Here is a 26,877-nt window from a genome sequence, read left to right as displayed (position 1 = left end):
ATGACTCTCCAAATTCGTGTGGCCCAGCTCAACTTTGTTGTCGGTGACATGCCGGGCAATGCCCGCAAGATCATCGATTTCGCCACCCGGGCGCATGCCGACGGTGCGCGCCTGGTGCTGACGCCCGAGTTGTCGATTTGCGGCTACGCGGCCGAAGACCTGTTGCTGCGCCCCGCCTTCATGGACGCCTGTGATGATGCCCTGAAAACAGTGGCCCGCGAACTGGCTGGGTTAAAGGGTTTGCATGTGGTGGTGGGCCACCCCGAAGGCGGCGGCCTGCGCACCCGCAGCGTGGCGGTGACGCGCCGCCACAACCGCGCGAGCGTCTTGTGCGAGGGACAGGTGGTCTGCGCTTACGACAAGCGCGAGCTGCCCAACTACCAGGTCTTTGACGAGCGCCGCTATTTCACCCCCGGCAACGGTGTAGGCGTGTTTGAGGTCGAGGGCGTGCGGGTGGGCTTGCTCATTTGCGAAGACGCTTGGTTTGACGAGCCGGCCCGATTGGCGCGTGACGCGGGGGCTCAGGTGTTGGCGGTGTTGAACGCTTCACCTTTCCATGCGGGCAAAGGCCCGGAGCGTGAGCAACGGATGCGCGAGCGCGTGGCCGACAGCGGTTTGCCCCTGATTTATGCCCACCTGGTCGGCGGGCAAGACGAGGTGATTTTTGAAGGCCGCTCTTTTGCCCTGAACGCCCAGGGCCAGGCGGTGGCAAGGGCCGAAGGCTTTCGTGAAGCGGCCATGACGGTGCAGGTTCAGCCCACGGCATCGAGTGTGGACTTGAGCGCTGCGCCCGAGGCCCTGGTGCCCATGGCCGATGCCGACGCCGAATTGTGGGATGCGCTTGTGCTGGGCGTGCGTGACTACTTGGGCAAAAACGGTTTCAAGGGCGCGATTTTGGGCCTGTCGGGCGGCATCGATTCCGCGCTGGTGCTGGCCATTGCGGTGGACGCCATCGGGGCTGACAAAATCCACGCGGTGATGATGCCCTCTCCCTACACGGCCGACATCAGTTGGATCGACTCGCGTGAGATGGTCAAACGCCTGAATGTGCCTTACGACGAAATCTCGATCGCGCCTTTGTTTGACGGTTTCAAACAAGCGCTTTCGGCGCAGTTTGAGGGGCTCAAAGAGGACACGACCGAAGAAAACATCCAGGCGCGCATTCGTGGCACTTTGCTCATGGCCCTGTCCAACAAGACTGGGGCGATTGTGCTGACCACCGGCAACAAGAGCGAGATGGCCACCGGTTACTGCACCTTGTATGGCGACATGGCGGGCGGTTTTGCGGTCATCAAGGATGTGGTCAAGACCCGCGTGTTTGACCTGGCCCGCTGGCGCAACCTGAACGACCCCTATGGATGCGGCAGCCAGCCGATCCCGGAGCGCATCATCACCCGCCCGCCCAGCGCCGAGTTGCGCCCGGACCAGAAAGACCAGGACAGCCTGCCGGCCTACGAAGTGCTGGATGCCATCATTCAACGCTACATGGAAAATGACGAAGGTGTGGAGGCCTTGATTGCCGATGGGTTTGAGCGCGCAGATGTGGAAAAAGTCACGCGCCTCATCAAGCTCAACGAATACAAACGCCGCCAGTCCCCTGTGGGCATTCGCGTGACCCACCGCAGTTTTGGCAAAGATTGGCGTTATCCTATGACCAACAAATTCCGCGCCTGAGTTCGGGCCAACACCATTTATTGAGGATTTCACCCATGAAACAGATCACTGCTGTCATCAAACCCTTCAAGCTCGAAGAAGTGCGCGAAGGTTTGGCCGAATGTGGCGTGACCGGCCTGACGGTGACCGAAGTCAAAGGTTTTGGCCGCCAAAAAGGCCACACCGAGCTGTACAGGGGTGCAGAGTACGTGGTGGATTTTTTGCCCAAGGTCAAGGTCGAAGTGGTCGTCAAGGACGAAGACGTCGACAGCTGTGTCGACGCCATTGTCAAAGCCGCCCGCACGGGCAAGATCGGTGACGGCAAGATTTTTGTGACCTCGGTTGAGCGTGTGGTGCGCATCCGCACCGGCGAGCAAGACGAAACCGCGATTTGAGGGGTACGGGCCTGGGCATACAGGCCTGTCATTCGCTTCAATTCAAAGCAGTTCGAGTTTGGCCGTGGGTGAAAAACCCGCCGCTTCCACCAGTGCTTGGAGCAAGTCCTGAGGCGCGGTCCCCACGCTCACCAGTCCGGTTTGCCAATCGGACATGAAGCCCTCTTTGACCACTTGGTCGATGAAGGTCATCAGACCATCGTAATAGCCTTGGCTGTTGAGGATGCCCACGGGTTTGTCGTGGTAACCCAGTTGCCGCCAGGTCCAGACTTCAAAAAGTTCTTCGAAGGTGCCAATGCCCCCGGGCAAAGCCAAAAACGCGTCGGCCTTCTCGGCCATCAGGCGTTTGCGCTCGTGCATGGTGTCCACCACATGCAGCTCAGTGCAGCCGTGGTTCGCCCATTCCTTTTCGACCAATGCCTTTGGGATGATGCCCACCACGGTGCCACCTGCGAACAGCGTGGCTTCGGCCACCAGGCCCATCAGGCCGTTGCGCCCGCCACCATAGACCAATTGGCCGCCATGTGCACCGATCCAGGTGCCCACTTGTCTTGCCACCTGTGCAAATTCAGGCGAGTTGCCGGGTTTGGAGCCGCAATAGACGCAGATGGAGAAAGGGGGTGTCGTAGGCTTGGCTTGCATGGGCTTCAAGCCAGTCGCTGCCAAAGTGCGCCGACCCAAATGCCGCCACACAACAGCAAACTGAGCAAAACGGCTGCGCTGCCCATGTCTTTGGCGCGTTTGGACAGGTCATGCCACTCCGGACCGATGCGGTCAATGGCCGACTCCACACAGGTGTTGAGCAATTCCACGACCAAGACCAGGATGACCGATCCGGCGAGCAAGGCCGTTTCGACCCAGCCTTGCCCCAGCCAGAAAGCCAGTGGCAGCAAGACCATGGCCAACATGGCTTCTTGGCGAAAGGCCGTTTCGCCCCAACCAGCCATCAGGCCTTGGATGGAATAGCCCCCTGCATGCACGATGCGGTTGAGGCCTTGACGGGCTTTTTGAGGGTTGACTTCTGAGTGAGGGGAGGACGGGTCTTGCATGAAGGGTGCTCAGCGTGTTCAAGTTGGGCGAGCGGTGATCAGACGCGTTCCCGCGAGCGCATCATGCCAGAACTGGCGCTGCGGATGAAAGCGGCTGAGGAGGGCCCAGACAGCCACCCAAGCCGCGGTCAAAAACGTGATTTCGATGACAGACAAATGCAAGGGTGCAGCCACAGCCAAGGGCGGAATGAACCAGAGCCAGCTGGACACATAACGCTTGAGCGCGAGTTGATGGCTCACGCGTTGGCCCTGCAGATCCACCATTTCAATGCGCCAGGTTTTCATGGCCAAAGTCTGGCCACGGCGCCACATCCAGATGAAATACATCCCCAGCACGAGAAAGCTGATGGCTTGCAGTCCGGATTTCAGTTGGGGGTGGAGGCTCATGTCACCGGGCGCCAGGCCAGTCAGCCAATAGGCCGCGATGAAATAAACCAAGCCGGAGGACACCATCACACCAAACAGCAGCATGCCTTCATAGAGCCAGCAGGCCATGCGGCGGGTGATGGAGGGGGGTGAGAGGTCCAGGGCAGTTGAGGGGGGCGAGCCGTTTTGCGTCATGAGGGGGCTGTTTCTGTGGCTGGCCGACCGCCCTCTGGCGTCTCCGTCGAAGGCACTTCTTGCGTAGGCGCTGCCATCGCAGCAGGCCTTGGCAGAAGGGTTTTGCGGTCGATGGCGATGGGGGCTGCTGGCGTATTGCCAGGAGCCGATTTCAGGGGTGTTTGGACCTGGCGATGAGGCTCCAGGGGTTTGGCGGTGGGCGCCGCATTCTTGGGCAAGACCGTGGAGCCGGCCGACAGCAGGCGTTTTTCTTCGCTGGACAGCGCTTGGTAAGCCTCCCATTTGGCTTTTTTGTCTTCTTTGGGCAAATTCTGAAGTTTGTTGAAGTTCAGACGCGCCAAATTGCGTTGCTGAGGGCTCAGGGCCACCCAGTCGGCCATCCGCTCATGCATGGTGATCTGGTCCGCCACGGACAGCTGCGTGAAATTGGTTGAAATCGCCAGCCATTTATTTTGTTGACGTCCAGTCAAGGCCCCCCATTGGGCACCCAAAGGTGCCAAGGCTTGCTTTTGTTTGGGGGTCAGTTGCTGCCACGCCTTTGAAACAGGGGGGGGCTGAACTTGTGCTGTGCTGGCCTGAGCCGGCACAGCCGCAGGCGTCTGCGCAGGTGTCGATTGGGCCGCCACGGTGCTCAAACCAGCCGACAAAAGCCAAGCGCCACCCAGTTTCAGGGCGGCAATCAGGCACTTTGGGCAGTTGGCTAACAGATCAGTCATGGGTCTTGCTGGTGCCCAGGCCCTGCTTCAAAAACTGGGCAAAACCAGCGTCCGTATAGGCATCAGGTGGCAATTCGTCGGTGAGCAAGGCCGAGTCGGTCGCAGCGATTTCAGATGTGATGTGGTCCTGCTGGACCCATTGAATGGCCATCAAACCGATCACCAAAGCCAGCAGGGGCACGGCAGAAGCCAAGATGCTCCAAACGCTCAGGCCTTCATCGGCTGGAGCGGTCAAGGTACCGTTGTTGTTGATGTGTGCACTTTTCGCCCTCCGTGACTGCAACAGCGGCTTGCGCTGAGCCACAGCCAACTGCCGGGCCACGCGCAGCCGTTCGCTGATGTCATGTGGCAAATCCGGGGTGGCCAGGGTCAGTTGTTGTGAAAAAAACTGTCCCCATCGGTCCATGGTTTGCTCGGTCGTTGTGTTGGGGTATTTCATGGTCTGATTCCTTGAGTTCCCAATGTTTGGCTCAGGGCTTGAATGGCCCGAGAACAATGGGTTTTGACGCTGCCTTCTGAGCAGCCCATCACTGCAGCTGTCTCTGCAACATCCAGCTCCTCCCAATAACGCAGCAGGAAGGCTTCTCGTTGACGTGCCGGAAGTGCCATGACGGCTGTTTCAATGTGTTCCAGCGTCTGAATTCGGCCGAGCCATGCTTCGGCGCTTTCGTGCGCAACCTCGCCTGAGCTGTCAGAGGTTACTTCCAGCAGGTCGAAGTCACCCTCTGCATCGGCTCCGCCGAAATCCCCCAAATTGGTGAAAACGGCATTGCGGGTTTTTTGCCTGCGAAACCAGTCCAGCATGGTGTTCGACAGGATGCGCTGAAACAGCAAAGGCAACTCGCCGACAGGTTTGTCGGCGTAGTTGGTGCACAGCTTCATCATGCTGTCTTGCAGGATGTCCAGGGCCGCATCCTCGTTCCGAACATGGTAGAAAGCGCGTTTGAACGCTTTCTTTTCCATATTTTTCAGAAATTCTGAGAGTTCGGAGTCGGATGCCAACTTTTTTGAGCGCCCGTGTCAGCGGTGCTTTTGCCAGTTTGATGGAAATGGTTTGGACCTGATGACCGAAGTGGGTCACAGCCCGGTGGGTCTGAATTATGGCATCCGATGACGGCGCACCCCGAAATTCGGGAAGGGCGCTTTACAAATGCGATAATGCGCGATTGCAATTGAAAAAAAGCAAACGGATCACCGTCCGGCACTTTTACAGTTTGGTGCCCATGTCTGTGGTCTTAAGTCCCAAAGCCACTTCACAAGAGTCGAGCCCAGGGGCACCCAAGGTTTTTCGTTAGAGAAATTCACAAAGGTTGAATATGGAAATGAACAAGGCCGATACGGCTCACCCTTCTGCGGGCGCTCAAGAATTGCGCGGCGCAGAAATTCTCGTCAAAGCGCTTCAAGCTGAAAACGTGCAGTACGTCTGGGGTTACCCTGGGGGTGCCGTTCTTCACATTTATGACGCGTTCTACAAGCAAGACACCATTCAGCACGTTTTGGTGCGTCACGAGCAAGCTGCCGTGCACGCGGCCGACGGTTTCGCCCGGGCCACGGGTGAGGTGGGTGTGGCGCTGGTGACTTCGGGCCCCGGCCTGACCAATGCCGTGACTGGCATCGCCACGGCTTACATGGACAGCATCCCCATGGTCATCATCAGTGGGCAGGTGCCCACTGCGGCCATTGGTCTGGATGCATTCCAAGAGTGCGACACCGTGGGTATTACCCGCCCGATCGTCAAGCACAATTTCCTGGTCAAAGACGCCAAGGACATGGCCGAGGTCATGAAAAAGGCCTTCCACATTGCGCGCAGTGGCCGTCCTGGCCCTGTGGTTGTGGACGTGCCCAAGGATGTGTCTTTCAACAAAACGCTTTTTACCGGCTACCCCGAGTCGGTCGAGATGCGCTCTTACAACCCGGTGCGCAAGGGCCATGGCGGCCAGATCCGCAAGGCTTTGCAGTTGTTGATGTCCGCCAAGCGCCCTTACATCTACACGGGCGGCGGCGTCTTGCTGAGCAATGCCAGCGCAGAGCTGCGCGCCCTGGTGGACATGCTCAATGCGCCGGTCACCAACACGTTGATGGGTTTGGGGGCTTTCCCCGCAACCGATCGCCGTTTCTTGGGCATGTTGGGCATGCACGGCACGCTCGAGGCCAACAACGCCATGCAAAACTGCGATGTTTTGTTGGCGGTGGGGGCCCGTTTTGACGACCGCGTGATCGGCAATCCCAAGCACTTTGCTTCGGTGGACCGCAAGATCATCCACATCGACATCGATCCGTCCAGCATTTCCAAGCGCGTCAAGGTGGATGTGCCCATCGTGGGCGACGTGAAAGACGTTTTGACAGAACTCATGGGCATGATCCGCGAGTCCGGTCTCAAACCGGACCCACAGGCCTTGGCCCAGTGGTGGGAAACGGTCGAAGGCTGGCGCAAACGCGATTGCATGAAGTACGACAACAGCAATACCCAAGTCATCAAACCTCAAAAGGTCATCGAGACCTTGTGGGACATGACCAAGGACGCCGATGCATACATCACCTCGGACGTGGGTCAGCACCAGATGTGGGCGGCGCAGTATTACAAATTCAACGAGCCGCGCCGCTGGATCAACTCGGGTGGTCTGGGCACCATGGGTGTGGGCATTCCCTATGCCATGGGCATCAAACTGGCCAAACCGGACAGCGAAGTGTTCTGTGTGACGGGTGAAGGTTCGGTGCAGATGTGCATTCAGGAGCTCTCGACCTGCCTGCAATACAACACGCCCATCAAAGTGGTGGCCCTGAACAACGGTTACTTGGGCATGGTGCGCCAGTGGCAGGAGATTGATTACTCCGGTCGTTACAGCCACAGCTACATGGATGCTTTGCCCAACTTCGTGAAGTTGGCCGAAGCCTATGGCCACGTCGGCATCTTGGTTGAAAAACCCGAAGATGTGGAGCCTGCTTTGCGCGAGGCCCGCAGACTCAAGGACCGCACGGTTTTCCTGGACATCCGCACGGACCCGACTGAAAACGTGTTCCCCATGGTTCAGGCTGGCAAGGGCATCACCGAGATGCTCATGGGCGTGGAGGACCTGTAATCATGAAACACATCATCGCTGTATTGATTGAAAACGAAGCGGGCGCCTTGTCCCGTGTGGTGGGCTTGTTCTCTGCCCGCGGCTACAACATCGAGTCCTTGACCGTGGCCCCGACCGAAGACCCCAGCCTGTCGCGCATGACCATCCAGACCACCGGCTCTGACGATGTGATTGAGCAAATCACCAAACACCTGAACCGCCTGATCGAGGTGGTCAAGGTGGTGGACCTGACCGAAGGCGCTTACACCGAACGCGAGCTGATGCTGGTGAAGGTGCGTGCCGTGGGCAAGGAACGCGAAGAAATGAAACGCATGGCCGACATTTTTCGTGGCCGTGTGATTGATGTCACCGACAAGAGCTACACCATTGAGCTCACGGGTGACCAATCGAAGAACGACGCCTTTTTGGAGGCGATCGACCGCAGCGCTATCTTGGAAACCGTGCGCACGGGTGCATGCGGTATCGGGCGCGGCGAGCGCATCCTGCGCGTCTAAACTTAACTCTTGAACCTGTTTTATTCCTAAGGAGAACCCTGTGAAAGTTTTTTACGACAAAGATTGTGATCTGAGCGTTATCAAGGGCAAGACCGTTGCCATTCTTGGTTATGGCTCGCAAGGCCACGCACACGCCCAGAACCTGAACGACAGCGGCGTCAAAGTGGTCGTCGGTCTGCGCAAAGGCGGCGCATCGTGGGACAAAGTCGGCAAAGCCGGCTTGACCGTGATGGAAGTCAATGACGCCGTGAAAGCCGCTGACGTGGTCATGATCTTGTTGCCCGACGAAATGATCGCCGAGGTCTACAACAACAACGTGGCCCCTCACATCAAGCAAGGCGCCTCGCTGGCTTTTGCCCACGGTTTCAACGTGCACTACAACCAAGTTGTGCCCCGCGAAGACTTGGACGTGTGGATGGTCGCCCCCAAGGCCCCAGGCCACACCGTGCGCAACACCTACACCCAAGGCGGCGGCGTGCCCCACTTGGTCGCGATTCACCAGGACAAGAGCGGCAAGGCCCGCGCTTTGGCCCTGAGCTACGCCATGGCCAACGGTGGCGGCAAGGCCGGCATCATCGAGACCAACTTCAAAGAAGAGACCGAAACCGACTTGTTCGGCGAGCAGGCTGTTCTGTGCGGTGGCGCGGTTGAGCTGATCAAGATGGGTTACGAGACGCTGGTGGAAGCCGGTTACGCCCCTGAAATGGCCTATTTTGAGTGCTTGCACGAGTTGAAGCTGATCGTGGACCTGATCTACGAAGGCGGCATCGGCAACATGAACTACTCGATCTCGAACAACGCCGAGTACGGCGAGTACGTGACCGGTCCTGAAGTCATCAACGAGGAGTCGCGCGTCGCCATGCGCAATGCCTTGAAGCGCATCCAGACGGGTGAATACGCCAAGATGTTCATCTTGGAAGGCAAGACCAACTACCCCAGCATGACCGCGCGTCGTCGCTTGACTTCTGAGCACTCCATCGAAGTCGTGGGCGCCCAACTGCGCGCCATGATGCCTTGGATCGCCAAGAACAAGCTGGTCGACAAGACCCGCAACTGATCGGTCCTTTGGGCAATATTGGAAAAGGCCACTCAGGTGGCCTTTTTCTTGGGCGCTGGGTCTGCCTTAAACTCTGCTGACATGGGATGGATCCAAAAAACCACAACAGGAATGGACAATGAACAAAGCCAACGACACCGCTGAAGACGCAGAGGGCCCAGCACCGGTGCGCAAGCCCTCCAAGGGCATCTACATGCTGCCCAATATGATCACTTTGGCTGCCCTGTTTGCTGGTTTTTATGCCGTCGTGATGGCCATCAATGGCCGTTTTGACTTGGCCACAGTGGGCATCTTCAGTGCCATGGTGCTCGACAGCCTGGATGGCCGAGTGGCACGCATGACCAACACCCAAAGCGCCTTTGGTGAGCAAATGGATTCGCTCTCCGACATGGTGTCCTTTGGTGCCGCGCCCGCTTTGATCGCCTATGTCTGGACCCTGAAGGAGCTCGGTCGTTGGGGCTGGATTGCGGCTTTTGTTTACTGCGCTTGTGCGGCGCTGCGCCTGGCGCGTTTCAATGTCAATACGGGCGTGGTCGATAAGCGTTATTTCCAGGGCTTGCCCTCGCCAGCTGCAGCGGCTTTGGTGATGGGTTTTGTCTGGATCATGTTTGAAAACGCCGTGCCCGCCAAAGCCGTGTCCTGGGGCATGTTTGCTGTGTGCTTGTTTGCGGGCCTGACCATGGTGACCAATGTGCCGTTTTACAGTTTCAAGGACATGCACATGAAAAAGAGCGTGCCCTTCGCCACACTCGTTCTGGTCGCCTTGGGCATTGCGGTGGTCAACATCGACCCCCCAACCGTGTTGTTTGGCGTTTTTGTCGCCTATGGTTTGAGCGGTTATGTGATTTATGTTTGGCGCAAGGCCAAAGGTCAACCGACCAGCATGATCAGTACCTCAACCGATGAGCCAGAAGAGCGCGGCTTGCACCAGTGAGTCATGTGCACGAGAAAGCTTGTTTTGAACTGTGCTACAGTATTCTCATGAACTTTTCTTTGTTTGCACTACTGCTAGCGCCTCTCGGGCGGGATGTGTAGCACACGCAAACATTTTCCCAAAAGGCCCGAATGCCATCCGCATCGGGCCTTTTGCATTTTTGCTTGGACTTGCGGGTTTTTGACCAGGAGTGAACATGACTGACAAACTGATTATTTTCGACACCACCTTGCGCGATGGCGAGCAATCGCCCGGTGCCTCCATGACCCGCGACGAGAAGCTGCGCATTGCCCGCCAGCTGGAGCGTCTGCGCGTGGATGTGATCGAAGCCGGTTTTGCCGCCAGCTCCAACGGTGATTTCGAGGCCGTCAAAAGCATTGCCGACGCGATCAAGGACTCCACCATTTGTTCCTTGTCCCGTGCCAATGACAGGGACATTGCGCGCGCTGCCGAGGCCCTCAAAGGCGCCAACAGCGGCCGCATTCACACCTTCATCGCCACTTCCCCTTTGCACATGGAGAAGAAGCTGCGCATGACACCTGATCAGGTGTTTGAACAGGCTAAGCAATCGGTGCGCTTTGCGCGCAATTTGGTGGGCGATGTCGAGTTCAGTCCCGAAGACGGTTACCGCAGCGACATGGACTTTTTGTGCCGTGTGCTCGAAGCGGTGATTGCCGAGGGCGCCACCACCATCAACGTGCCCGACACCGTGGGATATGCCGTGCCCGAGTTGTACGGCGAGTTCATCCGCACCTTGCGCGAGCGCATTCCCAACTCGGACAAAGCCATCTGGTCTGTGCACTGCCACAACGATCTGGGCATGGCGGTGGCCAACTCCCTGGCGGGCGTGAAGATCGGCGGCGCGCGCCAGGTGGAGTGCACCATCAACGGATTGGGGGAGCGCGCGGGCAATTGCTCACTCGAAGAAGTGGTCATGGCCGTCAAGACGCGACGCGACTATTTTGGCCTTGATATCGGCATTGACACCAGCCACATCGTGGCGGCCAGCCGCATGGTCAGCCAAACCACGGGTTTTGTGGTGCAGCCCAACAAGGCGGTGGTCGGGGCCAACGCCTTTGCCCACGCCTCGGGCATTCACCAAGATGGCGTGCTCAAGGCGCGTGACACCTATGAAATCATGCGCGCCGAGGACGTGGGTTGGACCACCAACAAGATCGTGCTGGGCAAGCTCAGCGGCCGCAATGCTTTCAAACAGCGTTTGCAAGATTTGGGCGTCACGCTCGACAGCGAAACCGAAATCAACAACGCCTTTGCCAAGTTCAAGGAGTTGGCCGACCGCAAGAGCGAAATTTTTGACGAAGACATCCTGGCGTTGGTGGGTGACGAGAGCGTGACCGCTGAAAAAGAGCAATACGGCTTTGTCTCGATGTCGCAGCACAGCGAAACCGGTGAGCGTCCTCATGCGGCCGTGGTTTTCACGGTCGAGGGCAAGGAAGTCCGCACCGAGTCGGATGGCAATGGCCCAGTCGATGCCTCTTTGAAAGCCATCGAGTCCCATGTCAAAAGTGGCGCCGAGATGGTGCTTTATTCGGTCAACGCCATCAGTGGCTCCACCGAAAGTCAGGGCGAAGTCACAGTACGACTCCAAAACAGTGGTCGTGTGGTCAATGGCGTCGGTTCTGACCCCGATATCGTCGTGGCCTCTGCCAAGGCGTATCTGAGTGCACTCAATAAGTTGCAAAGCAAGGCTGACAGGGTGGCAGCCCAAGGCTGAGATTTAAGCATTTAGACGTACTGTCTGGCTTCAATAAAGTCACGCAAGTTATTGTTCTTGCGTGACTTTTTTTATTTGGGTAAACTTGCGGGAATTAACCCAATGACGCCATGATGATGCCCCTGATGCGATTGACTGCACTCTTCACCCCAATGGCCAGCGGCCGATGGCCTCAAAGTCTGTTGGCCGCTTTGACCGCAGGGGTGTTGCTGGCCGTATCCGCATGGCCCACCACGGTGCTGGCGCAAAACAATACTGCCAATGCCAAAAAGCGCCCGGTTGCAAGTGCGCCCAAAACCGTTCAGAAAAAGAAGCAGACGGTTGCTCAAAAAACCAAAGGCCAGCGCCCTGGGGCAGCCAACCGCAAGGCCGTGCCCATGCGTGCGTCTTACGGGCAAATGGCTGGTCTTCACAGTGCCAACGATCCTCTGGATTTGCGCTCGAGCGTGGCCTTGGTCATTGACCAAGACACCCGGGAAGTTTTGTTCCGCAAAAACGACCATGCCGTTTTGCCCATTGCCTCTTTGACCAAGCTGATGACCGGCTTGGTCATTTCAGAGGCCCAATTGCCCATGTCCGAGATGATCACCATCACCCAGGCCGATGTGGACACAGAAAAAGGCAGTTCTTCCCGTTTGGCTGTGGGCACGGTGCTCAGCCGGGGTGACTTGTTGCATCTGGCTTTGATGTCCAGCGAAAACCGTGCAGCACATGCTTTGGGCAGAAGTTTTCCGGGTGGATTGGCTGTTTTTGTCTCGCGTATGAATGCCCGTGCACAAAATTTGGGCATGTCCGATACACGCTATGTGGAGCCCACGGGTTTGTCCAGCCGAAACCAGTCCAGCGCCAGTGATCTGGCCGTTTTGGTGGGGGCGGCCTACCAAGAACCTGTTTTGCGTGAACTGTCCACATCGCATGGCCGAGAGATCGAAGTCGGACGTCGAACCCTCCAGTACAACAACACCAATCGCTTGGTGAAAAGCGCCGAGTGGGACATCGGTTTGCAAAAAACCGGCTACATCTCTGAAGCGGGTCAGTGCTTGGTGATGCAGGCGCAAGTGGCCGGGCGCAAACTGATCATGGTGTTTTTGGATTCGGCAGGCAAACTCAGCCGCACTGCCGATGCAGAGCGTGTACGCCGCTGGTTGGAAAAGTCATCGGGCGCCTCAGGTGTCAGGCATTCGGCTTTGGCCGAACGCCAGCCCGGCTGACCCGCCAGTCCCATGAAAAAAGGCCTCTCAGAGGCCTTTTTTCATGGGGTCAAGCGCCTCAATGGTCGCCGTGATAACCCAATGTTTTGCTGATTTCATGGGCCGTGGCCTGCAGCTTGGGCAGCCATCCCTCGTCCAGGCGGTCAGCAGGCGCAGAGATCGACAAGCCTGCCAGCAGCTTGCCTTGGTCGTCGTAGATGCCAGCTGCGATGCAGCGTACGCCCAACTCCAGCTCTTCGTTGTCGCGGGCAATGCCATGCTGCTTGACGCGTGTCAGCTCCCGTTCAAGGACTTGCAGCTGCGTGATGCTGTTGCGTGTTTGGCCCAGCAGGCCCGTGCGGGTGGCATAAGAGCGAACACGCAGAGGGTCATCTGCTGCCAGGAAAAGTTTGCCCACCGAGGTCAGGTGCAAAGGTGCACGCCCGCCGATGGCCCGAACCACCTGCATGCCTGAGCGTTCACTGTAGGCGCGCTCGATGTAAACGATTTCATCGCTTTGGCGCATGCTGAGATTCACAGGTTGCTGAATGAGCTTGTGCAATTCGCGCATGGGAGCGAGCGCTGCATCGCGCACATTGAGCCGGCCTTTGACCAAATTGCCCAGTTCCAGAAGCCTCATGCCCAGGCGGTAGTTGCCCGCTTCGGGGCGATCGACAAATCGGCCGGTGGCCAGGTCGTTCAAGATGCGGTGTGCGGTCGAGGGGTGCAGGCCTGTTTTTTCGCTGATTTCCTTCAGGGAAATGGCCTCTTCCCGAGATGCGAGCACGTCAATCAGCGAAAACATCCGCTCTATGACTTGGATGGTGGGCGATGGCGTGAATGCGGGGTCTTTTTTCATGGTGTCGTCTGGCGATGCCCAAATTTTACACTGTGAAAATTTAGCCTGTCAGATCGGTGCTCGCCATTCACCATGAACACGTATTTCACAGGGTTCAAAGCGCGATTTGTAGTTCATTTTGGGACTGCTTTCAATCCAATAACCCAAATACACATAGGGCAGCTGCAGTTTTGCCGCCTGCTGAATTTGCCACAGCACACCGAACGTCCCATAGCTGGCTTGCTCTTCGGGTTCGTAGAAGGTGTAAACCGCTGACAGGCCATGGTTCAACACATCCACAATGCTGACCATTTTCAGAGCGCCCAAGGTGCCTTCACTGGTGGGCTCGCGGAACTCCACGATGCGCGAATTGACCCGGCTTTGCAGTAAAAACTGGTTGTATTGGTCCACGCTGTCCTGGTCCATACCCCCACCCGGGTGACGGCGGGTCTGGTAGCGCAAATACAAAGCGTAATGCTCAGGATCGAATTGCAGATCGAGCACCCGAACCTGCATCTGCTGGTGTTGACGCCAGGCGCGCCGTTGGCTGCGGTCCGGCTTGAAAGCGTCGACCTTGACCCGCAAGGGTTGGCAGGCCTGACAGCCGTCGCAATAGGGGCGGTAGGTGAACATCCCGCTGCGGCGAAAGCCTTGTTCCACCAAGTCAGAGTAGACCTCGTTTTGGATCAGATGGCTGGGCGTTGCAACCTGAGAGCGCGCCAATCGTTCAGGCAGATAGCTGCACGCATAAGGCGCCGTTGCGTAAAACTGCAAAGCCTGAATGGGGAGATCTTTGAGATGGGTCACAACGGGATGTCCAAAGCCGTCAACGTGTTCCAGTATAAAGTTTGCTGTCCCCAGTCTATGGGGGGCTTTAGACGCTCTTGTTGGACACTGGCCACAAAATCGTTGCGGGGGATTTCTTGGGCGCCCAGCAATGCCAGGTGCGCGGTGTTTTGTTGGCAGTCGATGATGGCAACGCCATGCGCCAAGCACACACTGACCAGACAAGCCAAAGCCATCTTGGAGCCATCGCTGATGGTCGTGAACATCGACTCGCCAAAAACGGCATGGCCCAGCGCCACAAAATACAAGCCGGCAACCAGCTCGCCATCGAGCCAGACTTCGGCACTGTGCGCGTAGCCTGCGCGATGCAAGTCTTCGTAGGCCTGCACCATGGTCGGAACGATCCATGTCCCGTTTTGACCGGGTCTGGGGGAGGCGCTGCAACGGCGAATGACCTGGCCAAAATCGCGGTCAAATGTCAGCGAAAAACCCGGTTGGCGCAGCCAGCGCTTGAGGGATTGGCGCAGTGAACGTTGAAAGCGGAAATCGAGCGGACGCAAGACCATTCGGGGGTCGGGGCTCCACCACAGAACGGGCTGGCCATCGCTGAACCAGGGAAAGACCCCATGGCTGTAGGACTCCAGCAAACGTGCGGCCGACAGGTCTTGACCGGCTGCCAGCAAGCCCGGGGCGGACGACTGTGGGCCCCAAGCCAGGTGAACGGGTGGAAGGGCCTGGTCCGCTTCAATCCAGCTCAATTCAGGCATGGGTGTGGTGCTCGGCATGGGTGCATTACACCTGAACGGGTACGCATTTCTTGTCGCTTTTGCATGGGATCGCCATTTTTTTGGGTTTATCCTCCACAGCACAGCGATGCCCAAGTCGCATTTTTTATTTTTTTTCAGTGTGATGACACCACTACCCGCCCATTGGTTGCGACCCGAGTGGCCTGCGCCAGCCCACGTTCAGGCTTTGATGACCGATCGGCGCGGAGGCGTATCCCGAGCCCCCTGGGACAGCATGAATCTGGGGGACCATGTGGGGGACGAGTCGCAGGACATTGAACTCAATCGCCAGCGCCTCCAAGAGGCCATCGGCCATCGTCCCGTTTTCCTCAAACAGGTGCATGGCCATCGCTCTGTGGTGCTTCATGCCCACAGTGTGGACGGCACCGAGGCGGATGCGAGTGTCGCGGTGAATTCTGGGGTGGCATGCACCATCATGGTGGCCGATTGTTTGCCCGTCTTGTTGTGTGACACGTCAGGCCAATGGGTGGCTGCTGCCCATGCAGGCTGGCGCGGCCTGGCGGGTGAGGGCGGTAGGGGTGTCTTGGAGTCCTTGCTCGATCAACCCGCTTTGCGGGACACGCCACCAGACCGCATTCTGGTGTGGCTGGGCCCTTGTATTGGTCCTCAGGCCTTTGAAGTCGGGGCAGAGGTTCGGGCAGCTTTTTGCATGCACGACCCCGAGGCGGCCGGGTATTTCACACCTGGGCTGGCTGGTAAATGGTTGGCCGATTTGGCAGGCCTTGCTCGGTGGCGATTGCGCCAACGTGGCCTGGACCGGGTTTTTGGCAACGACAGCCAACCCTCCTGGTGCACCGTCACGCAGGAGTCAAGGTTCTTTTCTCACCGGCGAGACAGCCGAGTCCTCGGGCAGACTGGCCGCATGGCGGCCTGCATCTGGCTCACCCGATGAATTGGAGGGTGGGGTCTCAAGCTGTGCCCTTTGCTTTTGCTCGGTCTGTTGCCGGGCCTTTCGGCGCAAAGGCGTGCCCATCAGGTAGACGAGCAATGACATGGGTAAAACCCCGTACAGAAGGAAAGTGATGATGGCACCCAACACGGTGCCCTGGGTACTAAATGCTTCAGCCAAGCCCATCAGCAAGGTCACGTAGAGCCAGGCGATAACGATCAAATACATTTTTTTGCGCTTTGTAATTTAGGTGACAACAAATTGACAGATACTGAAGGTAGCAGATACCAAAAAAACCATTTATTGGAGGCAAGCATGAGCACATCGATGCCAGATTACTGGTCCAGCATGAGTGAGGGTTTTCAGCAAAACCTGACCAAAAGCTGGGGGCAGGCGATGCAGCATTTCCAAACCATCGACCTCGGTGGGCTGAAAGCTGGTGCCGATGCGAACGTGCCGCAAGTCAAATTCTCGCCTGAAAAGCTCCAGGCTCTGCAAGGGCAGTATTTCAAAGACGCCTCTGATTTGTGGAATCAGAGCCTGAACAACAGTTTGCAGGTCAAGGACCGTCGTTTTTCGGGGGATGCGTGGGCCTCCAACCCGATGGCGGCCTTCAATGCCGCCACTTACTTGCTCAATGCCCGGATTCTGATGGGTCTGGCCGATGCGGTGGAATCGGATGAAAAAACGCGCAGCCGCATCCGCTTTGCCGTGGAGCAATGGGTGGCGGCTGCCGCGCCCAGCAATTTTTTGGCCTTCAATGCCGAAGCGCAAAAGAAAGCCATTGAAACCCAAGGCGAGAGCATCGCCAAAGGCATGAAAAACCTGATGCACGACATGCAGCAAGGCCATGTCTCCATGACCGACGAGAGCCTGTTTGAAGTCGGCAAGAACGTCGCCACCACCGAGGGTGCGGTCGTTTTTGAGAACGAATTTTTCCAACTCATCGAATACAAGCCACTGACCGCCAAGGTCTATGAAAGGCCGTTTTTGTTGGTGCCTCCCTGCATCAACAAGTTCTACATCCTGGACCTGCAACCCGAAAATTCGCTCATTCGCTACGCGGTGAGCCAGGGCCACCGCACCTTTGTGGTGAGCTGGCGCAACCCCGACGAGTCGATGGCGCAAAAGAGCTGGGACGACTACATCGAGCACGCCGCCATCGAGGCCATCCACACCGTGCAGGCCATCACCGGCGCACCCAAAATCAACGCCTTGGGCTTTTGCGTGGGCGGCACCATTTTGTCGACCGCCCTGGCCGTGCTGGCCGCACGCGGCGACAAGCCGGTGGCCAGTGCCACCTTCCTCACCACCCTGATCAACTTCACCGACACCGGCATCCTGGATGTCTTCATTGACGAGAACTTCGTCAAATTCCGTGAACAGCAAATGGGCCAAGGCGGCTTGCTCAAAGGCCAGGATTTGGCGTCCACTTTCAGCTTTTTGCGCCCCAACGACTTGGTCTGGAACTACGTGGTGGGCAACTACCTCAAAGGCGAGACCCCTCCGCCGTTTGACTTGCTCTACTGGAACAGCGATTCGACCAACCTGCCGGGGCCCTTCTACGCCTGGTACCTGCGCAACACCTACCTGGAAAACAACCTGGTTCAACCTGGCAAGGTCAAGGTCTGTGGCGAGGCGATCGATTTGGGCAAGGTCGACATGCCGGTTTACATCTACGGCTCGCGCGAAGACCACATCGTGCCCATCGGCGGGGCTTATGCCAGCACCCAAGTGCTGCCGGGCAAAAAGCGTTTCGTGATGGGGGCCTCTGGTCATATTGCTGGCGTGATCAACCCGCCAGCGGCCAAAAAGCGCAGCCATTGGCTCAGCGAGGGCTCGAAATTCCCAGCCGATGTGAACGACTGGATTGCCAGCGCCAAAGAGGTGCCCGGCAGCTGGTGGACCGATTGGTCGAACTGGCTCAAGGGCCATGCGGGCAAACAAATTGCTGCGCCCAAAACCTATGGCAAAGCTGCCAAATACAAGGCCATCGAAGCCGCCCCTGGCCGTTACGTCAAAGCCAAAGCCTGATCAATTTTTTACTGGAGACAAAAATGGAAGACATCGTCATCGTTGCAGCCGCTCGCACCGCCGTGGGCAAGTTTGGTGGCTCGCTCGCCAAAACCCCGGCCACCGAGTTGGGCAGCATCGTCATCAAGGGTTTGCTCGAGCGCAGCGGTTTGCCGGTGGATGCCATTGGCGAAGTCATCATGGGCCAAGTGCTGGCCGCTGGCGTTGGCCAGAACCCTGCGCGCCAGGCCATGATGAAAGCCGGTGTGGCCAAGGAAACACCAGCGCTCACCATCAATGCCGTGTGCGGCTCGGGCCTCAAGGCCGTGATGCTGGCCGCGCAAGCCGTGGCTTGGGGCGACAGCGAGATCGTGATCGCCGGTGGTCAGGAAAACATGAGCGCCAGCCCGCACGTTTTGAACGGTAGCCGTGACGGTCAGCGCATGGGCGACTGGAAGATGACCGACACCATGATCGTTGACGGCCTTTGGGACGTGTACAACCAGTACCACATGGGCATCACCGCCGAAAACGTGGCCAAGGCCCACGGCATCACCCGTGACATGCAGGATGCTTTGGCTGCTGGCAGCCAGCGCAAAGCCGCTGCCGCGCAAGACGCAGGCAAGTTCAAGGACGAAATCGTCGATGTGCTGATTCCCCAGCGCAAGGGCGATGCGCTGGTGTTCAACACCGACGAGTTCATCAACAAGAAAACCACGGTGGAAGTGTTGGCGGGTTTGCGCCCGGCGTTTGACAAGGCGGGCAGCGTGACCGCAGGCAACGCCTCGGGCATCAACGACGGCGCAGCCGCCGTGATGGTCATGAGCGCCAAGAAGGCCGCCGCTTTGGGCCTCAAGCCCCTGGCCCGCATTGCTGCTTTTGGCACCAGCGGCTTGGACCCGGCCACCATGGGCATGGGCCCAGTGCCCGCTTCGCAAAAAGCGCTGGCCCGTGCCGGCTGGAAAGCCCAAGACGTGGACCTGTTTGAGCTTAACGAAGCCTTTGCCGCGCAAGCCTGCGCTGTGAACCAGGCGCTGGACATCGATCCGGCCAAGGTCAACGTCAATGGCGGTGCGATCGCGATCGGCCACCCCATCGGCGCGTCCGGTTGCCGCATTCTGGTGACTTTGTTGCACGAAATGCAGCGCACCCAGGCCCGCAAGGGCGTGGCCGCTTTGTGCATTGGCGGCGGCATGGGCGTGTCCCTGGCCATCGAGCGCGTTTAACCCAATCCCGCCGCTCAAGCAGCGCGGGTCGGCGCACTGTCCAGTTGTATAAGGGCAGCCGATCAAGCGGGTTGGGGTGGTTTTTCACGATCTCAGCACACTCATAACCAGGAGACAATCATGAGTCAAAAAGTAGCGTACGTCACAGGTGGCATGGGCGGCATCGGTACCGCGATCTGCCAGCGCCTGCATCAAGAGGGCTTCAAGGTCATCGCCGGTTGCGGCCCCACCCGTGACTTCACCAAATGGCTGGACGAGCAAAAAGCCCTGGGCTTCACCTTCTTCGCCTCGGTCGGCAATGTTGGCGACTGGGACTCCACCGTGGAAGCCTTCACCAAGGCCAAAGCCGAGCATGGCCCGATCGATGTCTTGGTCAACAATGCCGGCATCACCAAGGACCGCATGTTCCTGAAGATGACCCGTGAAGACTGGCAGGCTGTGATGAACACCAACCTCGACTCCATGTTCAACGTGACCAAACAAGTGGTCGCCGACATGGTCGAAAAAGGCTGGGGCCGCATCATCAACATCAGCTCGGTCAACGGCGAAAAAGGCCAGGCCGGTCAGACCAACTACTCGGCCGCCAAAGCTGGCATGCACGGTTTCTCGATGGCCTTGGCCCAAGAGCTGGCCACCAAAGGCGTCACGGTCAATACCGTCTCGCCTGGCTATATTGGCACCGACATGGTCAACGCCATTCGCCCGGACGTGCTCGAGAAAATCGTGGCCACTGTGCCCGTCAAGCGCTTGGGCAAGCCCAGCGAAATCGCTTCCATCATCGCTTGGATGGCCAGCGAAGACGGTGGCTACACGACCGGTGCTGACTTCGCTGTCAACGGCGGTTTGCACATGGGTTGATGCGCAAGCAGTACCCACCAAAAAACCCGCCTCGGCGGGTTTTTTTGCGTCTGCAGGCTCGCTTTAACCCGCTTGTTTGCCGGTGCTCACCATCTGCATGGCCGAAGCGATCAATCCCGAGACCTCGGTCATGTTGCCCGGTACGATCAGGGTGGTCTTGGCGTCTTGCGCCACTTTGGCGTAGGCCTGCACCGCCTGCTCGGCCACCTTGAGCTGCACGGCCTGCTCGCCCCCGGGCTGGCGGATGGCGGTGGCAATCCGCTCAATCGCTTGGGCCGTGGCATTGGCCATTTCGGTGATGGCGGCGGCATCGCCTTGGGCCTTGTTGATGGCCGCTTGCTTTTCGCCTTCTGAGCGGGCAATGAAGGCCTCGCGCTCACCGGTGGCGATGTTGATCTGTTCTTGGCGCCGGCCTTCGGAGGCCGCGATCAGGGCGCGCTTTTCGCGCTCGGCCGTGATTTGCGATTGCATGGCCAGCAAGATTTCTTTGGGTGGCGTCAGATCCTTGATCTCGTAACGCAACACCTTCACGCCCCAGTTGAGCGCCGCTTCGTCGATGGCGGCCACCACCTGTGCGTTGATGATGTCGCGCTCTTCAAAAGTCTTGTCCAGCTCCAGCTTGCCGATCACGCTGCGCAGGCTGGTTTGCGCCAGCTGGGTCACCGCCACGATGTAATTGGACGAGCCGTAACTGGCCAGCTTGGGGTCGGTCACCTGGAAGTACAAAATGCCGTCGACCTGCAGCTGCGTGTTGTCGCGCGTGATGCAGATCTGGCTGGGCACATCCAGCGGAATTTCTTTCAGGCTGTGTTTCTGGATCACGTTGTCCACAAAGGGCACTACAAAGTTCAGGCCCGGGGCCAGGCTGGCGTGGAATTTGCCCAGCCTTTCGACCACCCAGGCCTCTTGCTGCGGCACGACCTTGACGGTCTTGACGACGAACAGGATCGCGATGATCACAAGGACGGCAGCGACTTCCATGGTTTTTCTCCCTTTTCAGTGTTTCGATCGGCGTGCTCAGATTTTTTCAAGAACCAGGCGGTTGCCTGACATGGCCTGAATACGGTGTGCGCCAGGCGCTGCGGATTGGCCGGGGGCCAGCACGGCGGTCCAAGCGGCACCTCGGTGTTTGACTTGAGCTGTGCTTTGCGCGTCCCAGGCCTCAACTTGCACGGTGGCACCCAGGTCCAGGTGCTGGTCTTGGGCTTCTTGGGGCGTGGGGGTTTGGCGTTTGCGCCATTGGCCCAGCAGCACAGCCCCCAGGCCACCCACGACGGCCGCCGCCACCAGTTGGGTGCTCAGGCCATAGCCGGCCATCGCGGCCAAGGCTGCGGCCCCAGACCCCAAGCCCAGCATCAGCAGGTAAAAAGTGCCAGTCACCAACTCCAGTGCCACCAGCACGCCGGTCAGCACCCACCACATCGTTGCATTGCCCATCTCGCCTCCTTCAGCTTGGCCCGCATATTGTCGGGCTTGAACTTCTGTCTTTATACGCTGACCACCCAGCGCCGGGGTCAAGTCCCGCGCAAGCCAAGGATAATCAGCCCCCATGCATTTCCCTGAACCCCAACGCTGGCGTCTTTCTGTGGCGCCCATGATGGATTGGACCGACCGGCACTGCCGATTTTTCCACCGCCTGCTGACTCGCCACACCTTGCTGTACACCGAGATGGTGACCACTGGTGCGCTGCGCCACGGCAGTGTGCAGCGGCACCTGCGTTTCAACGCCGAAGAGCACCCGGTGGCCCTGCAATTGGGCGGCAGTGACGCCGCCGACCTGGCCCACGCCGCCAAGCTGGGGCAAGAGTGGGGTTACGACGAGATCAACCTCAACTGCGGCTGCCCTTCAGACCGTGTGCAGCGTGGCGCATTTGGCGCCTGCTTGATGAACGAGCCGACCACCGTGGCCGATGGCGTGAAAGCCATGCTGGACGTGGTCGATGTGCCGGTGACGGTGAAGCACCGAATCGGCATTGACCGCATCGAGAGCTACGACTTTGTGCGCGACTTTGTGGGTACGGTCAGCGATGCCGGTTGCAAAGTCTTCATCGTGCACGCCCGCAATGCCTGGCTCGACGGCCTTTCCCCGAAGGAGAACCGCGAAATCCCGCCGCTGCGCTATGAATTGGCCTATCGGCTCAAAAAAGATTTTCCATCGCTGCTGATCGCCGTGAACGGCGGCATCAAGACCAACGAGGAAATCGCTCTGCATTTGCAGCAGGCCGACGGCGTGATGGTTGGACGTGAAGCCTATTACAACCCTTGGCTGTTGGGCACTTGGGACGCTGCGTTTTATGGCGATACCCACGAGGTGCCTAGCCGCGAAGCAGTGGAAGAGGCCATGGTGGCCTATATGGAACGCGCTTTTGCCGAAGATGGCTGCCCTTGGTATGCGATTGCCCGTCACATGCTGGGCCTGTACCACGGCCAGCGGGGCGGGCGTTTGTGGCGTCAGGTCTGGAGTGACCACAAACTCAAGCCCTTGCCGCCGCGTGAGGTCTGGGCTTTGGCCCGAGCTGCGCTGGCGCGAGGCGCGGTCGTCACCGACTGATCAAGGCCTGCCTCATTGCGCCGCCTGCAAGCCGTTCATGAAGTGCGCCGACATGCGCTTGGCCGCTTGCTCGGGCTGACGCGCTACCAGTGCCTGCACAATGGCGCGGTGCTCGGCCAGGGATTGCTCGATGCGGCCTTCTTTGAACAGTGAGCTGTGGCGGTTGAGCTTCATCACCTTGCGCAGGTCGGCCACCATCTGGTCGCGCCAGCGGTTGTCGGCCAATTCCATCAGCAGCATGTGAAAAGCTTCGTTGATCTCGAAAAAACGGTCCCGGTCGTGGGTGGCTTTTTCCAGATCCTGGTGCAAGGCGCTGATCTGCGCCATCTGCTCAGCGTTCGCGTTGTGCGCCACCACGCGGGCCGCGTCGGATTCGAGCAAGGCCAGCAGGTGGTAGACGTCGCGCAGGTCTTTCTCGCTGACCTCGGTCACGTAAGCGCCCCGGCGGACCTTCATGGTCACCAGGCCTTCGGCGGCCAGTACCTTCAGGGCTTCGCGCAGAGGGGTGCGGCTGATGCCCAGGGCCTCGGCGATGCGCAACTCGTCGATCCAACTGCCGGGCTCCAGCTCGCGCGCAAAAATCCGCTGCCGCAGCAATTCGGCAACTTCTTCGTACAGGGCGCGGGGGGCGAGGGACAGGGCGGACATGAGCAGATTCAGGGGGGAAGCTGTTTGGGCTTGGCCAAACGGCATGAAGGGCGTTTCAGATGTTGAATTGTAAGCCGGTTAAAATATTCTGCATCAATAATTATGAATCACGGTACCTGTAAGCCGGTATGCAGCCCCAAGCTGCCAAAATCCGGCTCAGCCATTTTTGTCCCGAAAGCACAGCGCCATGACGTCCAAATCCTTTGAATTCAACGCTTCCAACTTGGAAGCCTGGCAAAAAGCAGCGGTCAAATCCGCCCCCGGGGGCGATGTGAGCGCCCTGAACTGGAAGACGCCCGACGGCATCGTCGTCAAGCCCCTTTACACCGCCGAAGACACGGCCAATTTGCCCTACGCCAACACGCTGCCGGGTTTTGAGCCGTTTTTGCGCGGCCCGCAGGCCACCATGTACGCCGTGCGCCCCTGGACGATCCGCCAGTACGCTGGTTTTTCAACGGCCGAAGAATCCAACGCGTTCTACCGCAAGGCGCTGGCTGCAGGCGGGCAGGGTGTGTCGGTCGCGTTTGACCTGGCCACGCACCGGGGCTATGACTCCGACCATCCGCGTGTGACGGGCGACGTGGGCAAGGCCGGTGTGGCGATTGACTCGGTCGAGGACATGAAGATCCTGTTTGACCAGATTCCGCTGGACAAGGTCAGCGTGTCGATGACCATGAACGGCGCGGTGCTGCCCGTGTTGGCGGGCTATGTGGTCGCCGCTGAAGAGCAGGGCGTGAGCCAAGACAAACTGAGTGGAACGATTCAGAACGACATTCTGAAAGAGTTCATGGTGCGCAACACCTACATTTACCCACCCGAGCCGTCGATGAAGATCATTGGCGACATCATCGAGTACACGGCCAAAAACATGCCGAAGTTCAACTCGATCTCGATCTCGGGCTACCACATGCAAGAAGCCGGGGCCAACCAGGCGCTCGAGATGGCCTTCACCTTGGCCGATGGCAAGGAATACGTGAAGACCGCCATCGCCAAGGGCATGGACGTGGACGACTTCGCGGGCCGCCTGTCCTTCTTCTGGGCGGTGGGCATGAACTTCTATTTGGAGATTGCCAAGATGCGCGCCGCCCGCTTGCTGTGGTGCCGCATCATGAAGGGCTTTGACGCCAAGAACCCCAAGAGCCTCATGTTGCGCACCCACAGCCAGACTTCGGGCTGGTCGCTCACCGAGCAAGACCCCTACAACAACGTGGTGCGCACCACCATCGAAGCCATGGCGGCCGTGTTCGGCGGCACCCAGTCGCTGCACACCAACTCGTTTGACGAAGCGATTGCCCTGCCCACCGAGTTCAGCTCGCGCATTGCCCGCAACACGCAGCTGATCATCCAAGAAGAGACCCACATCACCAACGTGATCGACCCTTGGGCCGGTTCCTTCATGATGGAGAGCCTGACGCAAGAAATGGCCGACAAGGCTTGGGCGATCATCGAAGAAGTCGAAGCCATGGGCGGCATGACCAAGGCCGTGGGCAGCGGCTGGGCCAAGCTCAAGATCGAGGCGGCTGCCGCAGAAAAGCAAGCCCGCATTGACTCGGGCAAAGACGTCATCGTGGGCGTGAACAAATACAAGCTGGCCAAGGAAGACCCGATCGAGACGCTGTCGATCGACAACGTGCGCGTACGCGATGGCCAGATCGAGCGCTTGGCCAAAATCCGCGCCACCCGCGACAGCGCCAAAGTGCAGGCCGCCTTGGACGCGCTGAGCGCAGCTGCTGAATCGGGCCAGGGCAACCTGCTTGATTTGTCCATCCAGGCCGTGCGCCTGCGGGCCACCGTGGGTGAAATTTCCGACGCGCTGGAAAAAGCCTTTGGCCGCCACCGCGCCGACACCCAAAAGGTCACGGGCGTTTACGCCGCGGCTTACGACGACGGCGAGAACGTGGGAGACACCATGGAATACTGGAACCAACTCAAAGCCGACATCGCCGCCTTTGCCGACGCGCAAGGCCGCCGTCCCCGCGTGATGATCTCCAAACTCGGCCAGGACGGCCACGACCGGGGCGCCAAAGTGGTCGCCACCGCCTTCGCCGACTTGGGCTTTGACGTGGACATGGGCCCGCTGTTCCAGACGCCCGAAGAGTGCGCCCGCCAAGCGATTGAAAACGACGTGCACGCGGTGGGCGTATCCACACTCGCTGCAGGCCACAAAACCTTGGTGCCCGCCATCATTGCCGAGCTCAAAAAGCAGGGCGCAGACGACATCATCGTGTTCGTGGGCGGTGTGATTCCGCGCCAGGACTACGACATGCTGTACGAAGCCGGCGTCAAGGGCATCTATGGCCCCGGCACCCCGATCCCAGTCAGCGCCAAGGACGTGCTGGAACAGATCAAAAAGGCGATCGGGTGAACCCTGCGCAGCTGCTCGACGGCTTGTTGCACGGCAACGCTGCCGGGCAGCGCCGTGCCATGGCCAAAGCCATCACGCTGCTTGAATCGACGCGTGCGGACCACCGGGCGATGGCCGACGAGTTGCTCACGGCCATGCTGCCCCACACCGGACAGTCGTTTCGCTTAGGGATAAGCGGCGTGCCGGGTGTGGGCAAGTCCACCTTCATCGAGGCGCTGGGCCTGTATTTGATTGGCCAAGGCCACCGCGTGGCGGTGCTGGCGGTGGACCCGTCCAGCACGGTGTCGGGGGGCTCGATTTTGGGCGACAAGACCCGCATGGAGTTGCTCAGCGTGCACGAACGCGCTTACATCCGCCCCAGCCCCAGCAGCGGCACCTTGGGTGGCGTGGCCGAAAAAACCCGCGAGTCCATGCTGGTTTGTGAAGCCGCGGGCTACGACGTGGTCATCGTCGAGACGGTGGGCGTGGGCCAGTCCGAGACGGCGGTGGCCAACATGACCGACATGTTTGTGTTGATGCAGTTGCCCAATGCGGGCGACGATTTGCAGGCCATCAAAAAAGGCGTGATGGAGATCGCCGATTTGGTGGTCATCAACAAGGCCGACCTCGATGCCATCGCGGCCACCCGCGCCGAGCTGCAGATCACCAGTGCCTTGCAATTGTTGGGCATGCACGGCGGCTCGGGCCATGCACACGCCGATAGCACCCAATGGCACCCCAAGGTGGTGCAGCTGAGCGCTTTGCTGGGCCAGGGCGTGGACAGCTTTTGGTCGGCGGTCAGCGAGTTCCGTCGCTTGCAAACAGCCAATGGCCGCTTGGGGCTGCGCCGCCAACACCAGGCCCTGTCGTGGATGTGGGAGCGCATCGACGCCGGGCTCAAGCAAAATTTCCGGGCTCAGCCGAGTGTTCAAACTCTGCTGCCCCAACTCAGCCAACAAGTCGGCACGGGCCGATTGGCCGCGTCCACGGCTGCCCGTCAACTGCTCAGCGCCTACCAAGCGCAGAGTGCCCCCCCATCTTCCTGAAGAAAAGA

The 26,877-nt window shown here is 59.0% G+C and carries 27 protein-coding genes; 15 read left to right on the top strand and 12 right to left on the bottom strand.

Translation table 11 applies throughout. The features are described from left to right. Window positions 1–1,674 (top strand): NAD+ synthase, encoded by a 1,674-nt coding sequence (locus LHAB_RS13455; RefSeq protein WP_090047180.1) that lies wholly within the window; start codon window positions 1–3, stop codon window positions 1,672–1,674. A gap of 35 nt (window positions 1,675–1,709) precedes the next feature. Then, the gene (locus LHAB_RS13450) at window positions 1,710–2,048 is read left to right on the top strand and encodes a P-II family nitrogen regulator (protein WP_090047178.1); all 339 of its coding nucleotides are present in this window, start codon (window positions 1,710–1,712) and stop codon (window positions 2,046–2,048) included. A 42-nt stretch (window positions 2,049–2,090) separates the two neighbouring features. Here LHAB_RS13450 and LHAB_RS13445 read toward each other — a convergent pair whose 3' ends face one another. Genes LHAB_RS13445 through LHAB_RS13420 form a run of 6 tightly spaced genes read right to left on the bottom strand, consistent with a single transcriptional unit; the run spans window position 2,091 to window position 5,376 of the window. After that, window positions 2,091–2,690 (bottom strand): LOG family protein, encoded by a 600-nt coding sequence (locus tag LHAB_RS13445; RefSeq protein WP_090047175.1) that lies wholly within the window; start codon window positions 2,688–2,690, stop codon window positions 2,091–2,093. Between the two features lie 5 nt (window positions 2,691–2,695). Beyond that, complete coding sequence (locus tag LHAB_RS13440) at window positions 2,696–3,097, bottom strand: diacylglycerol kinase (RefSeq protein WP_090047173.1); 402 nt, start codon at window positions 3,095–3,097, stop codon at window positions 2,696–2,698. A gap of 18 nt (window positions 3,098–3,115) precedes the next feature. Further along, window positions 3,116–3,658, bottom strand: a complete 543-nt coding sequence (locus tag LHAB_RS13435) for an RDD family protein (protein WP_090047170.1) — start codon at window positions 3,656–3,658, stop codon at window positions 3,116–3,118. After that, window positions 3,655–4,374 carry a DUF3106 domain-containing protein gene (locus tag LHAB_RS13430; protein WP_090047168.1) on the bottom strand — a complete coding sequence of 240 codons (720 nt, stop codon included), beginning with the start codon at window positions 4,372–4,374 and terminating at the stop codon, window positions 3,655–3,657. The genes LHAB_RS13435 and LHAB_RS13430 overlap by 4 nt, the downstream gene beginning before the upstream one ends. Next, on the bottom strand, window positions 4,367–4,813 hold the full coding sequence (locus LHAB_RS13425) for a DUF3619 family protein (RefSeq protein WP_090047166.1): 447 nt from the start codon (window positions 4,811–4,813) through the stop codon (window positions 4,367–4,369). Before LHAB_RS13425 ends, LHAB_RS13430 begins: the two co-directional genes overlap by 8 nt. Next, window positions 4,810–5,376, bottom strand: coding sequence for an RNA polymerase sigma factor (locus LHAB_RS13420; protein ID WP_090047164.1), 567 nt, complete (start codon window positions 5,374–5,376; stop codon window positions 4,810–4,812). Before LHAB_RS13420 ends, LHAB_RS13425 begins: the two co-directional genes overlap by 4 nt. Before the next feature lie 314 nt (window positions 5,377–5,690). Here LHAB_RS13420 and LHAB_RS13415 point away from each other — a divergent pair, with 314 nt between their 5' ends. From LHAB_RS13415 to LHAB_RS13390, 6 genes are all read left to right on the top strand, one after another. Continuing rightward, a complete protein-coding gene (locus tag LHAB_RS13415; RefSeq protein ID WP_090047161.1) occupies window positions 5,691–7,454 on the top strand; it encodes an acetolactate synthase 3 catalytic subunit in 1,764 nt (587 codons plus the stop codon). Between the two features lie 2 nt (window positions 7,455–7,456). Continuing rightward, entirely contained in the window at window positions 7,457–7,948 is a 492-nt protein-coding gene (ilvN, locus tag LHAB_RS13410; RefSeq protein WP_089953931.1) for an acetolactate synthase small subunit, read from the top strand. Window positions 7,949–7,988: 40 nt separating this feature from the next. Further along, the gene (gene ilvC, locus LHAB_RS13405; protein WP_019425312.1) at window positions 7,989–9,005 is read left to right on the top strand and encodes a ketol-acid reductoisomerase; all 1,017 of its coding nucleotides are present in this window, start codon (window positions 7,989–7,991) and stop codon (window positions 9,003–9,005) included. 118 nt (window positions 9,006–9,123) lie between these two features. After that, complete coding sequence (pssA, locus tag LHAB_RS13400) at window positions 9,124–9,939, top strand: CDP-diacylglycerol--serine O-phosphatidyltransferase (protein ID WP_090047158.1); 816 nt, start codon at window positions 9,124–9,126, stop codon at window positions 9,937–9,939. A 196-nt stretch (window positions 9,940–10,135) separates the two neighbouring features. Beyond that, on the top strand, window positions 10,136–11,674 hold the full coding sequence (locus tag LHAB_RS13395; RefSeq protein WP_090047155.1) for a 2-isopropylmalate synthase: 1,539 nt from the start codon (window positions 10,136–10,138) through the stop codon (window positions 11,672–11,674). A 116-nt stretch (window positions 11,675–11,790) separates the two neighbouring features. After that, the gene (locus tag LHAB_RS13390) at window positions 11,791–12,885 is read left to right on the top strand and encodes a serine hydrolase (RefSeq protein WP_369814133.1); all 1,095 of its coding nucleotides are present in this window, start codon (window positions 11,791–11,793) and stop codon (window positions 12,883–12,885) included. A 58-nt stretch (window positions 12,886–12,943) separates the two neighbouring features. Here LHAB_RS13390 and LHAB_RS13385 read toward each other — a convergent pair whose 3' ends face one another. Genes LHAB_RS13385 through aat form a run of 3 tightly spaced genes read right to left on the bottom strand, consistent with a single transcriptional unit; the run spans window position 12,944 to window position 15,255 of the window. Continuing rightward, window positions 12,944–13,723, bottom strand: a complete 780-nt coding sequence (locus tag LHAB_RS13385; RefSeq protein ID WP_090047152.1) for an IclR family transcriptional regulator — start codon at window positions 13,721–13,723, stop codon at window positions 12,944–12,946. Window positions 13,724–13,771: 48 nt separating this feature from the next. Further along, the gene (locus tag LHAB_RS13380) at window positions 13,772–14,509 is read right to left on the bottom strand and encodes an arginyltransferase (RefSeq protein WP_090047149.1); all 738 of its coding nucleotides are present in this window, start codon (window positions 14,507–14,509) and stop codon (window positions 13,772–13,774) included. Continuing rightward, on the bottom strand, window positions 14,506–15,255 hold the full coding sequence (gene aat, locus LHAB_RS13375; RefSeq protein ID WP_228763430.1) for a leucyl/phenylalanyl-tRNA--protein transferase: 750 nt from the start codon (window positions 15,253–15,255) through the stop codon (window positions 14,506–14,508). The genes LHAB_RS13380 and aat overlap by 4 nt, the downstream gene beginning before the upstream one ends. Before the next feature lie 142 nt (window positions 15,256–15,397). On the opposite strand from aat, the gene pgeF reads away from it, so the two are divergent. The 4 genes from pgeF (at window position 15,398) to phbB (ending at window position 20,280) form a co-directional block, all read left to right on the top strand. Next, window positions 15,398–16,186 carry a peptidoglycan editing factor PgeF gene (pgeF, locus tag LHAB_RS13370; RefSeq protein WP_090047978.1) on the top strand — a complete coding sequence of 263 codons (789 nt, stop codon included), beginning with the start codon at window positions 15,398–15,400 and terminating at the stop codon, window positions 16,184–16,186. Window positions 16,187–16,498: 312 nt separating this feature from the next. Continuing rightward, window positions 16,499–18,217, top strand: coding sequence for a PHA/PHB synthase family protein (locus tag LHAB_RS13360; RefSeq protein ID WP_090047141.1), 1,719 nt, complete (start codon window positions 16,499–16,501; stop codon window positions 18,215–18,217). 23 nt (window positions 18,218–18,240) lie between these two features. Continuing rightward, window positions 18,241–19,422 carry an acetyl-CoA C-acetyltransferase gene (locus LHAB_RS13355; protein WP_090047138.1) on the top strand — a complete coding sequence of 394 codons (1,182 nt, stop codon included), beginning with the start codon at window positions 18,241–18,243 and terminating at the stop codon, window positions 19,420–19,422. A gap of 120 nt (window positions 19,423–19,542) precedes the next feature. Then, on the top strand, window positions 19,543–20,280 hold the full coding sequence (gene phbB, locus LHAB_RS13350) for an acetoacetyl-CoA reductase (RefSeq protein WP_090047135.1): 738 nt from the start codon (window positions 19,543–19,545) through the stop codon (window positions 20,278–20,280). Window positions 20,281–20,343: 63 nt separating this feature from the next. Here phbB and LHAB_RS13345 read toward each other — a convergent pair whose 3' ends face one another. Continuing rightward, window positions 20,344–21,261, bottom strand: coding sequence for an SPFH domain-containing protein (locus LHAB_RS13345; protein WP_090047133.1), 918 nt, complete (start codon window positions 21,259–21,261; stop codon window positions 20,344–20,346). A 36-nt stretch (window positions 21,262–21,297) separates the two neighbouring features. Further along, window positions 21,298–21,717, bottom strand: coding sequence for an NfeD family protein (locus LHAB_RS13340; RefSeq protein ID WP_090047977.1), 420 nt, complete (start codon window positions 21,715–21,717; stop codon window positions 21,298–21,300). A gap of 112 nt (window positions 21,718–21,829) precedes the next feature. On the opposite strand from LHAB_RS13340, the gene dusA reads away from it, so the two are divergent. Continuing rightward, entirely contained in the window at window positions 21,830–22,831 is a 1,002-nt protein-coding gene (gene dusA, locus LHAB_RS13335) for a tRNA dihydrouridine(20/20a) synthase DusA (protein ID WP_090047130.1), read from the top strand. A gap of 12 nt (window positions 22,832–22,843) precedes the next feature. Here dusA and LHAB_RS13330 read toward each other — a convergent pair whose 3' ends face one another. Next, a complete protein-coding gene (locus LHAB_RS13330; protein ID WP_090047975.1) occupies window positions 22,844–23,479 on the bottom strand; it encodes a GntR family transcriptional regulator in 636 nt (211 codons plus the stop codon). Window positions 23,480–23,666: 187 nt separating this feature from the next. Between LHAB_RS13330 and scpA the strand changes: the two genes are divergently transcribed. Together scpA and meaB are read left to right on the top strand one after the other, a co-directional pair. Then, window positions 23,667–25,844, top strand: coding sequence for a methylmalonyl-CoA mutase (gene scpA / locus LHAB_RS13325; RefSeq protein WP_090047127.1), 2,178 nt, complete (start codon window positions 23,667–23,669; stop codon window positions 25,842–25,844). Beyond that, entirely contained in the window at window positions 25,841–26,869 is a 1,029-nt protein-coding gene (gene meaB / locus LHAB_RS13320) for a methylmalonyl Co-A mutase-associated GTPase MeaB (protein WP_090047124.1), read from the top strand. The genes scpA and meaB overlap by 4 nt, the downstream gene beginning before the upstream one ends. The last annotated feature ends 8 nt before the right edge of the window (window positions 26,870–26,877 follow it).

Source organism: Limnohabitans sp. 2KL-27 (assembly GCF_001269345.1).
In the GTDB taxonomy this organism is placed as follows: Bacteria; Pseudomonadota; Gammaproteobacteria; order Burkholderiales; family Burkholderiaceae_C; genus Limnohabitans_A.
Note: the sequence above shows the minus strand (reverse complement) of the source record. Positions and strands in the feature narration are given on the sequence as shown.

What these genes read in the sequence shown, in the direction of transcription:
- LHAB_RS13385 (WP_090047152.1), bottom strand. Translation starts at nt 13,723, where the DNA reads ATGAAAAAAGACCCCGCATTCACGCCATCGCCCACCATCCAAGTCATA.
- LHAB_RS13430 (WP_090047168.1), bottom strand. Translation starts at nt 4,374, where the DNA reads ATGACTGATCTGTTAGCCAACTGCCCAAAGTGCCTGATTGCCGCCCTG.
- LHAB_RS13340 (WP_090047977.1), bottom strand. Translation starts at nt 21,717, where the DNA reads ATGGGCAATGCAACGATGTGGTGGGTGCTGACCGGCGTGCTGGTGGCA.
- scpA (WP_090047127.1), top strand. Translation starts at nt 23,667, where the DNA reads ATGACGTCCAAATCCTTTGAATTCAACGCTTCCAACTTGGAAGCCTGG.
- dusA (WP_090047130.1), top strand. Translation starts at nt 21,830, where the DNA reads ATGCATTTCCCTGAACCCCAACGCTGGCGTCTTTCTGTGGCGCCCATG.
- LHAB_RS13445 (WP_090047175.1), bottom strand. Translation starts at nt 2,690, where the DNA reads ATGCAAGCCAAGCCTACGACACCCCCTTTCTCCATCTGCGTCTATTGC.
- LHAB_RS13450 (WP_090047178.1), top strand. Translation starts at nt 1,710, where the DNA reads ATGAAACAGATCACTGCTGTCATCAAACCCTTCAAGCTCGAAGAAGTG.
- LHAB_RS13395 (WP_090047155.1), top strand. Translation starts at nt 10,136, where the DNA reads ATGACTGACAAACTGATTATTTTCGACACCACCTTGCGCGATGGCGAG.
- ilvN (WP_089953931.1), top strand. Translation starts at nt 7,457, where the DNA reads ATGAAACACATCATCGCTGTATTGATTGAAAACGAAGCGGGCGCCTTG.
- LHAB_RS13355 (WP_090047138.1), top strand. Translation starts at nt 18,241, where the DNA reads ATGGAAGACATCGTCATCGTTGCAGCCGCTCGCACCGCCGTGGGCAAG.
- LHAB_RS13390 (WP_369814133.1), top strand. Translation starts at nt 11,791, where the DNA reads ATGCCCCTGATGCGATTGACTGCACTCTTCACCCCAATGGCCAGCGGC.
- LHAB_RS13455 (WP_090047180.1), top strand. Translation starts at nt 1, where the DNA reads ATGACTCTCCAAATTCGTGTGGCCCAGCTCAACTTTGTTGTCGGTGAC.
- LHAB_RS13415 (WP_090047161.1), top strand. Translation starts at nt 5,691, where the DNA reads ATGGAAATGAACAAGGCCGATACGGCTCACCCTTCTGCGGGCGCTCAA.
- LHAB_RS13440 (WP_090047173.1), bottom strand. Translation starts at nt 3,097, where the DNA reads ATGCAAGACCCGTCCTCCCCTCACTCAGAAGTCAACCCTCAAAAAGCC.
- pgeF (WP_090047978.1), top strand. Translation starts at nt 15,398, where the DNA reads ATGACACCACTACCCGCCCATTGGTTGCGACCCGAGTGGCCTGCGCCA.
- phbB (WP_090047135.1), top strand. Translation starts at nt 19,543, where the DNA reads ATGAGTCAAAAAGTAGCGTACGTCACAGGTGGCATGGGCGGCATCGGT.
- pssA (WP_090047158.1), top strand. Translation starts at nt 9,124, where the DNA reads ATGAACAAAGCCAACGACACCGCTGAAGACGCAGAGGGCCCAGCACCG.
- aat (WP_228763430.1), bottom strand. Translation starts at nt 15,255, where the DNA reads ATGCCTGAATTGAGCTGGATTGAAGCGGACCAGGCCCTTCCACCCGTT.
- LHAB_RS13345 (WP_090047133.1), bottom strand. Translation starts at nt 21,261, where the DNA reads ATGGAAGTCGCTGCCGTCCTTGTGATCATCGCGATCCTGTTCGTCGTC.
- LHAB_RS13360 (WP_090047141.1), top strand. Translation starts at nt 16,499, where the DNA reads ATGAGCACATCGATGCCAGATTACTGGTCCAGCATGAGTGAGGGTTTT.
- LHAB_RS13425 (WP_090047166.1), bottom strand. Translation starts at nt 4,813, where the DNA reads ATGAAATACCCCAACACAACGACCGAGCAAACCATGGACCGATGGGGA.
- LHAB_RS13330 (WP_090047975.1), bottom strand. Translation starts at nt 23,479, where the DNA reads ATGTCCGCCCTGTCCCTCGCCCCCCGCGCCCTGTACGAAGAAGTTGCC.
- LHAB_RS13435 (WP_090047170.1), bottom strand. Translation starts at nt 3,658, where the DNA reads ATGACGCAAAACGGCTCGCCCCCCTCAACTGCCCTGGACCTCTCACCC.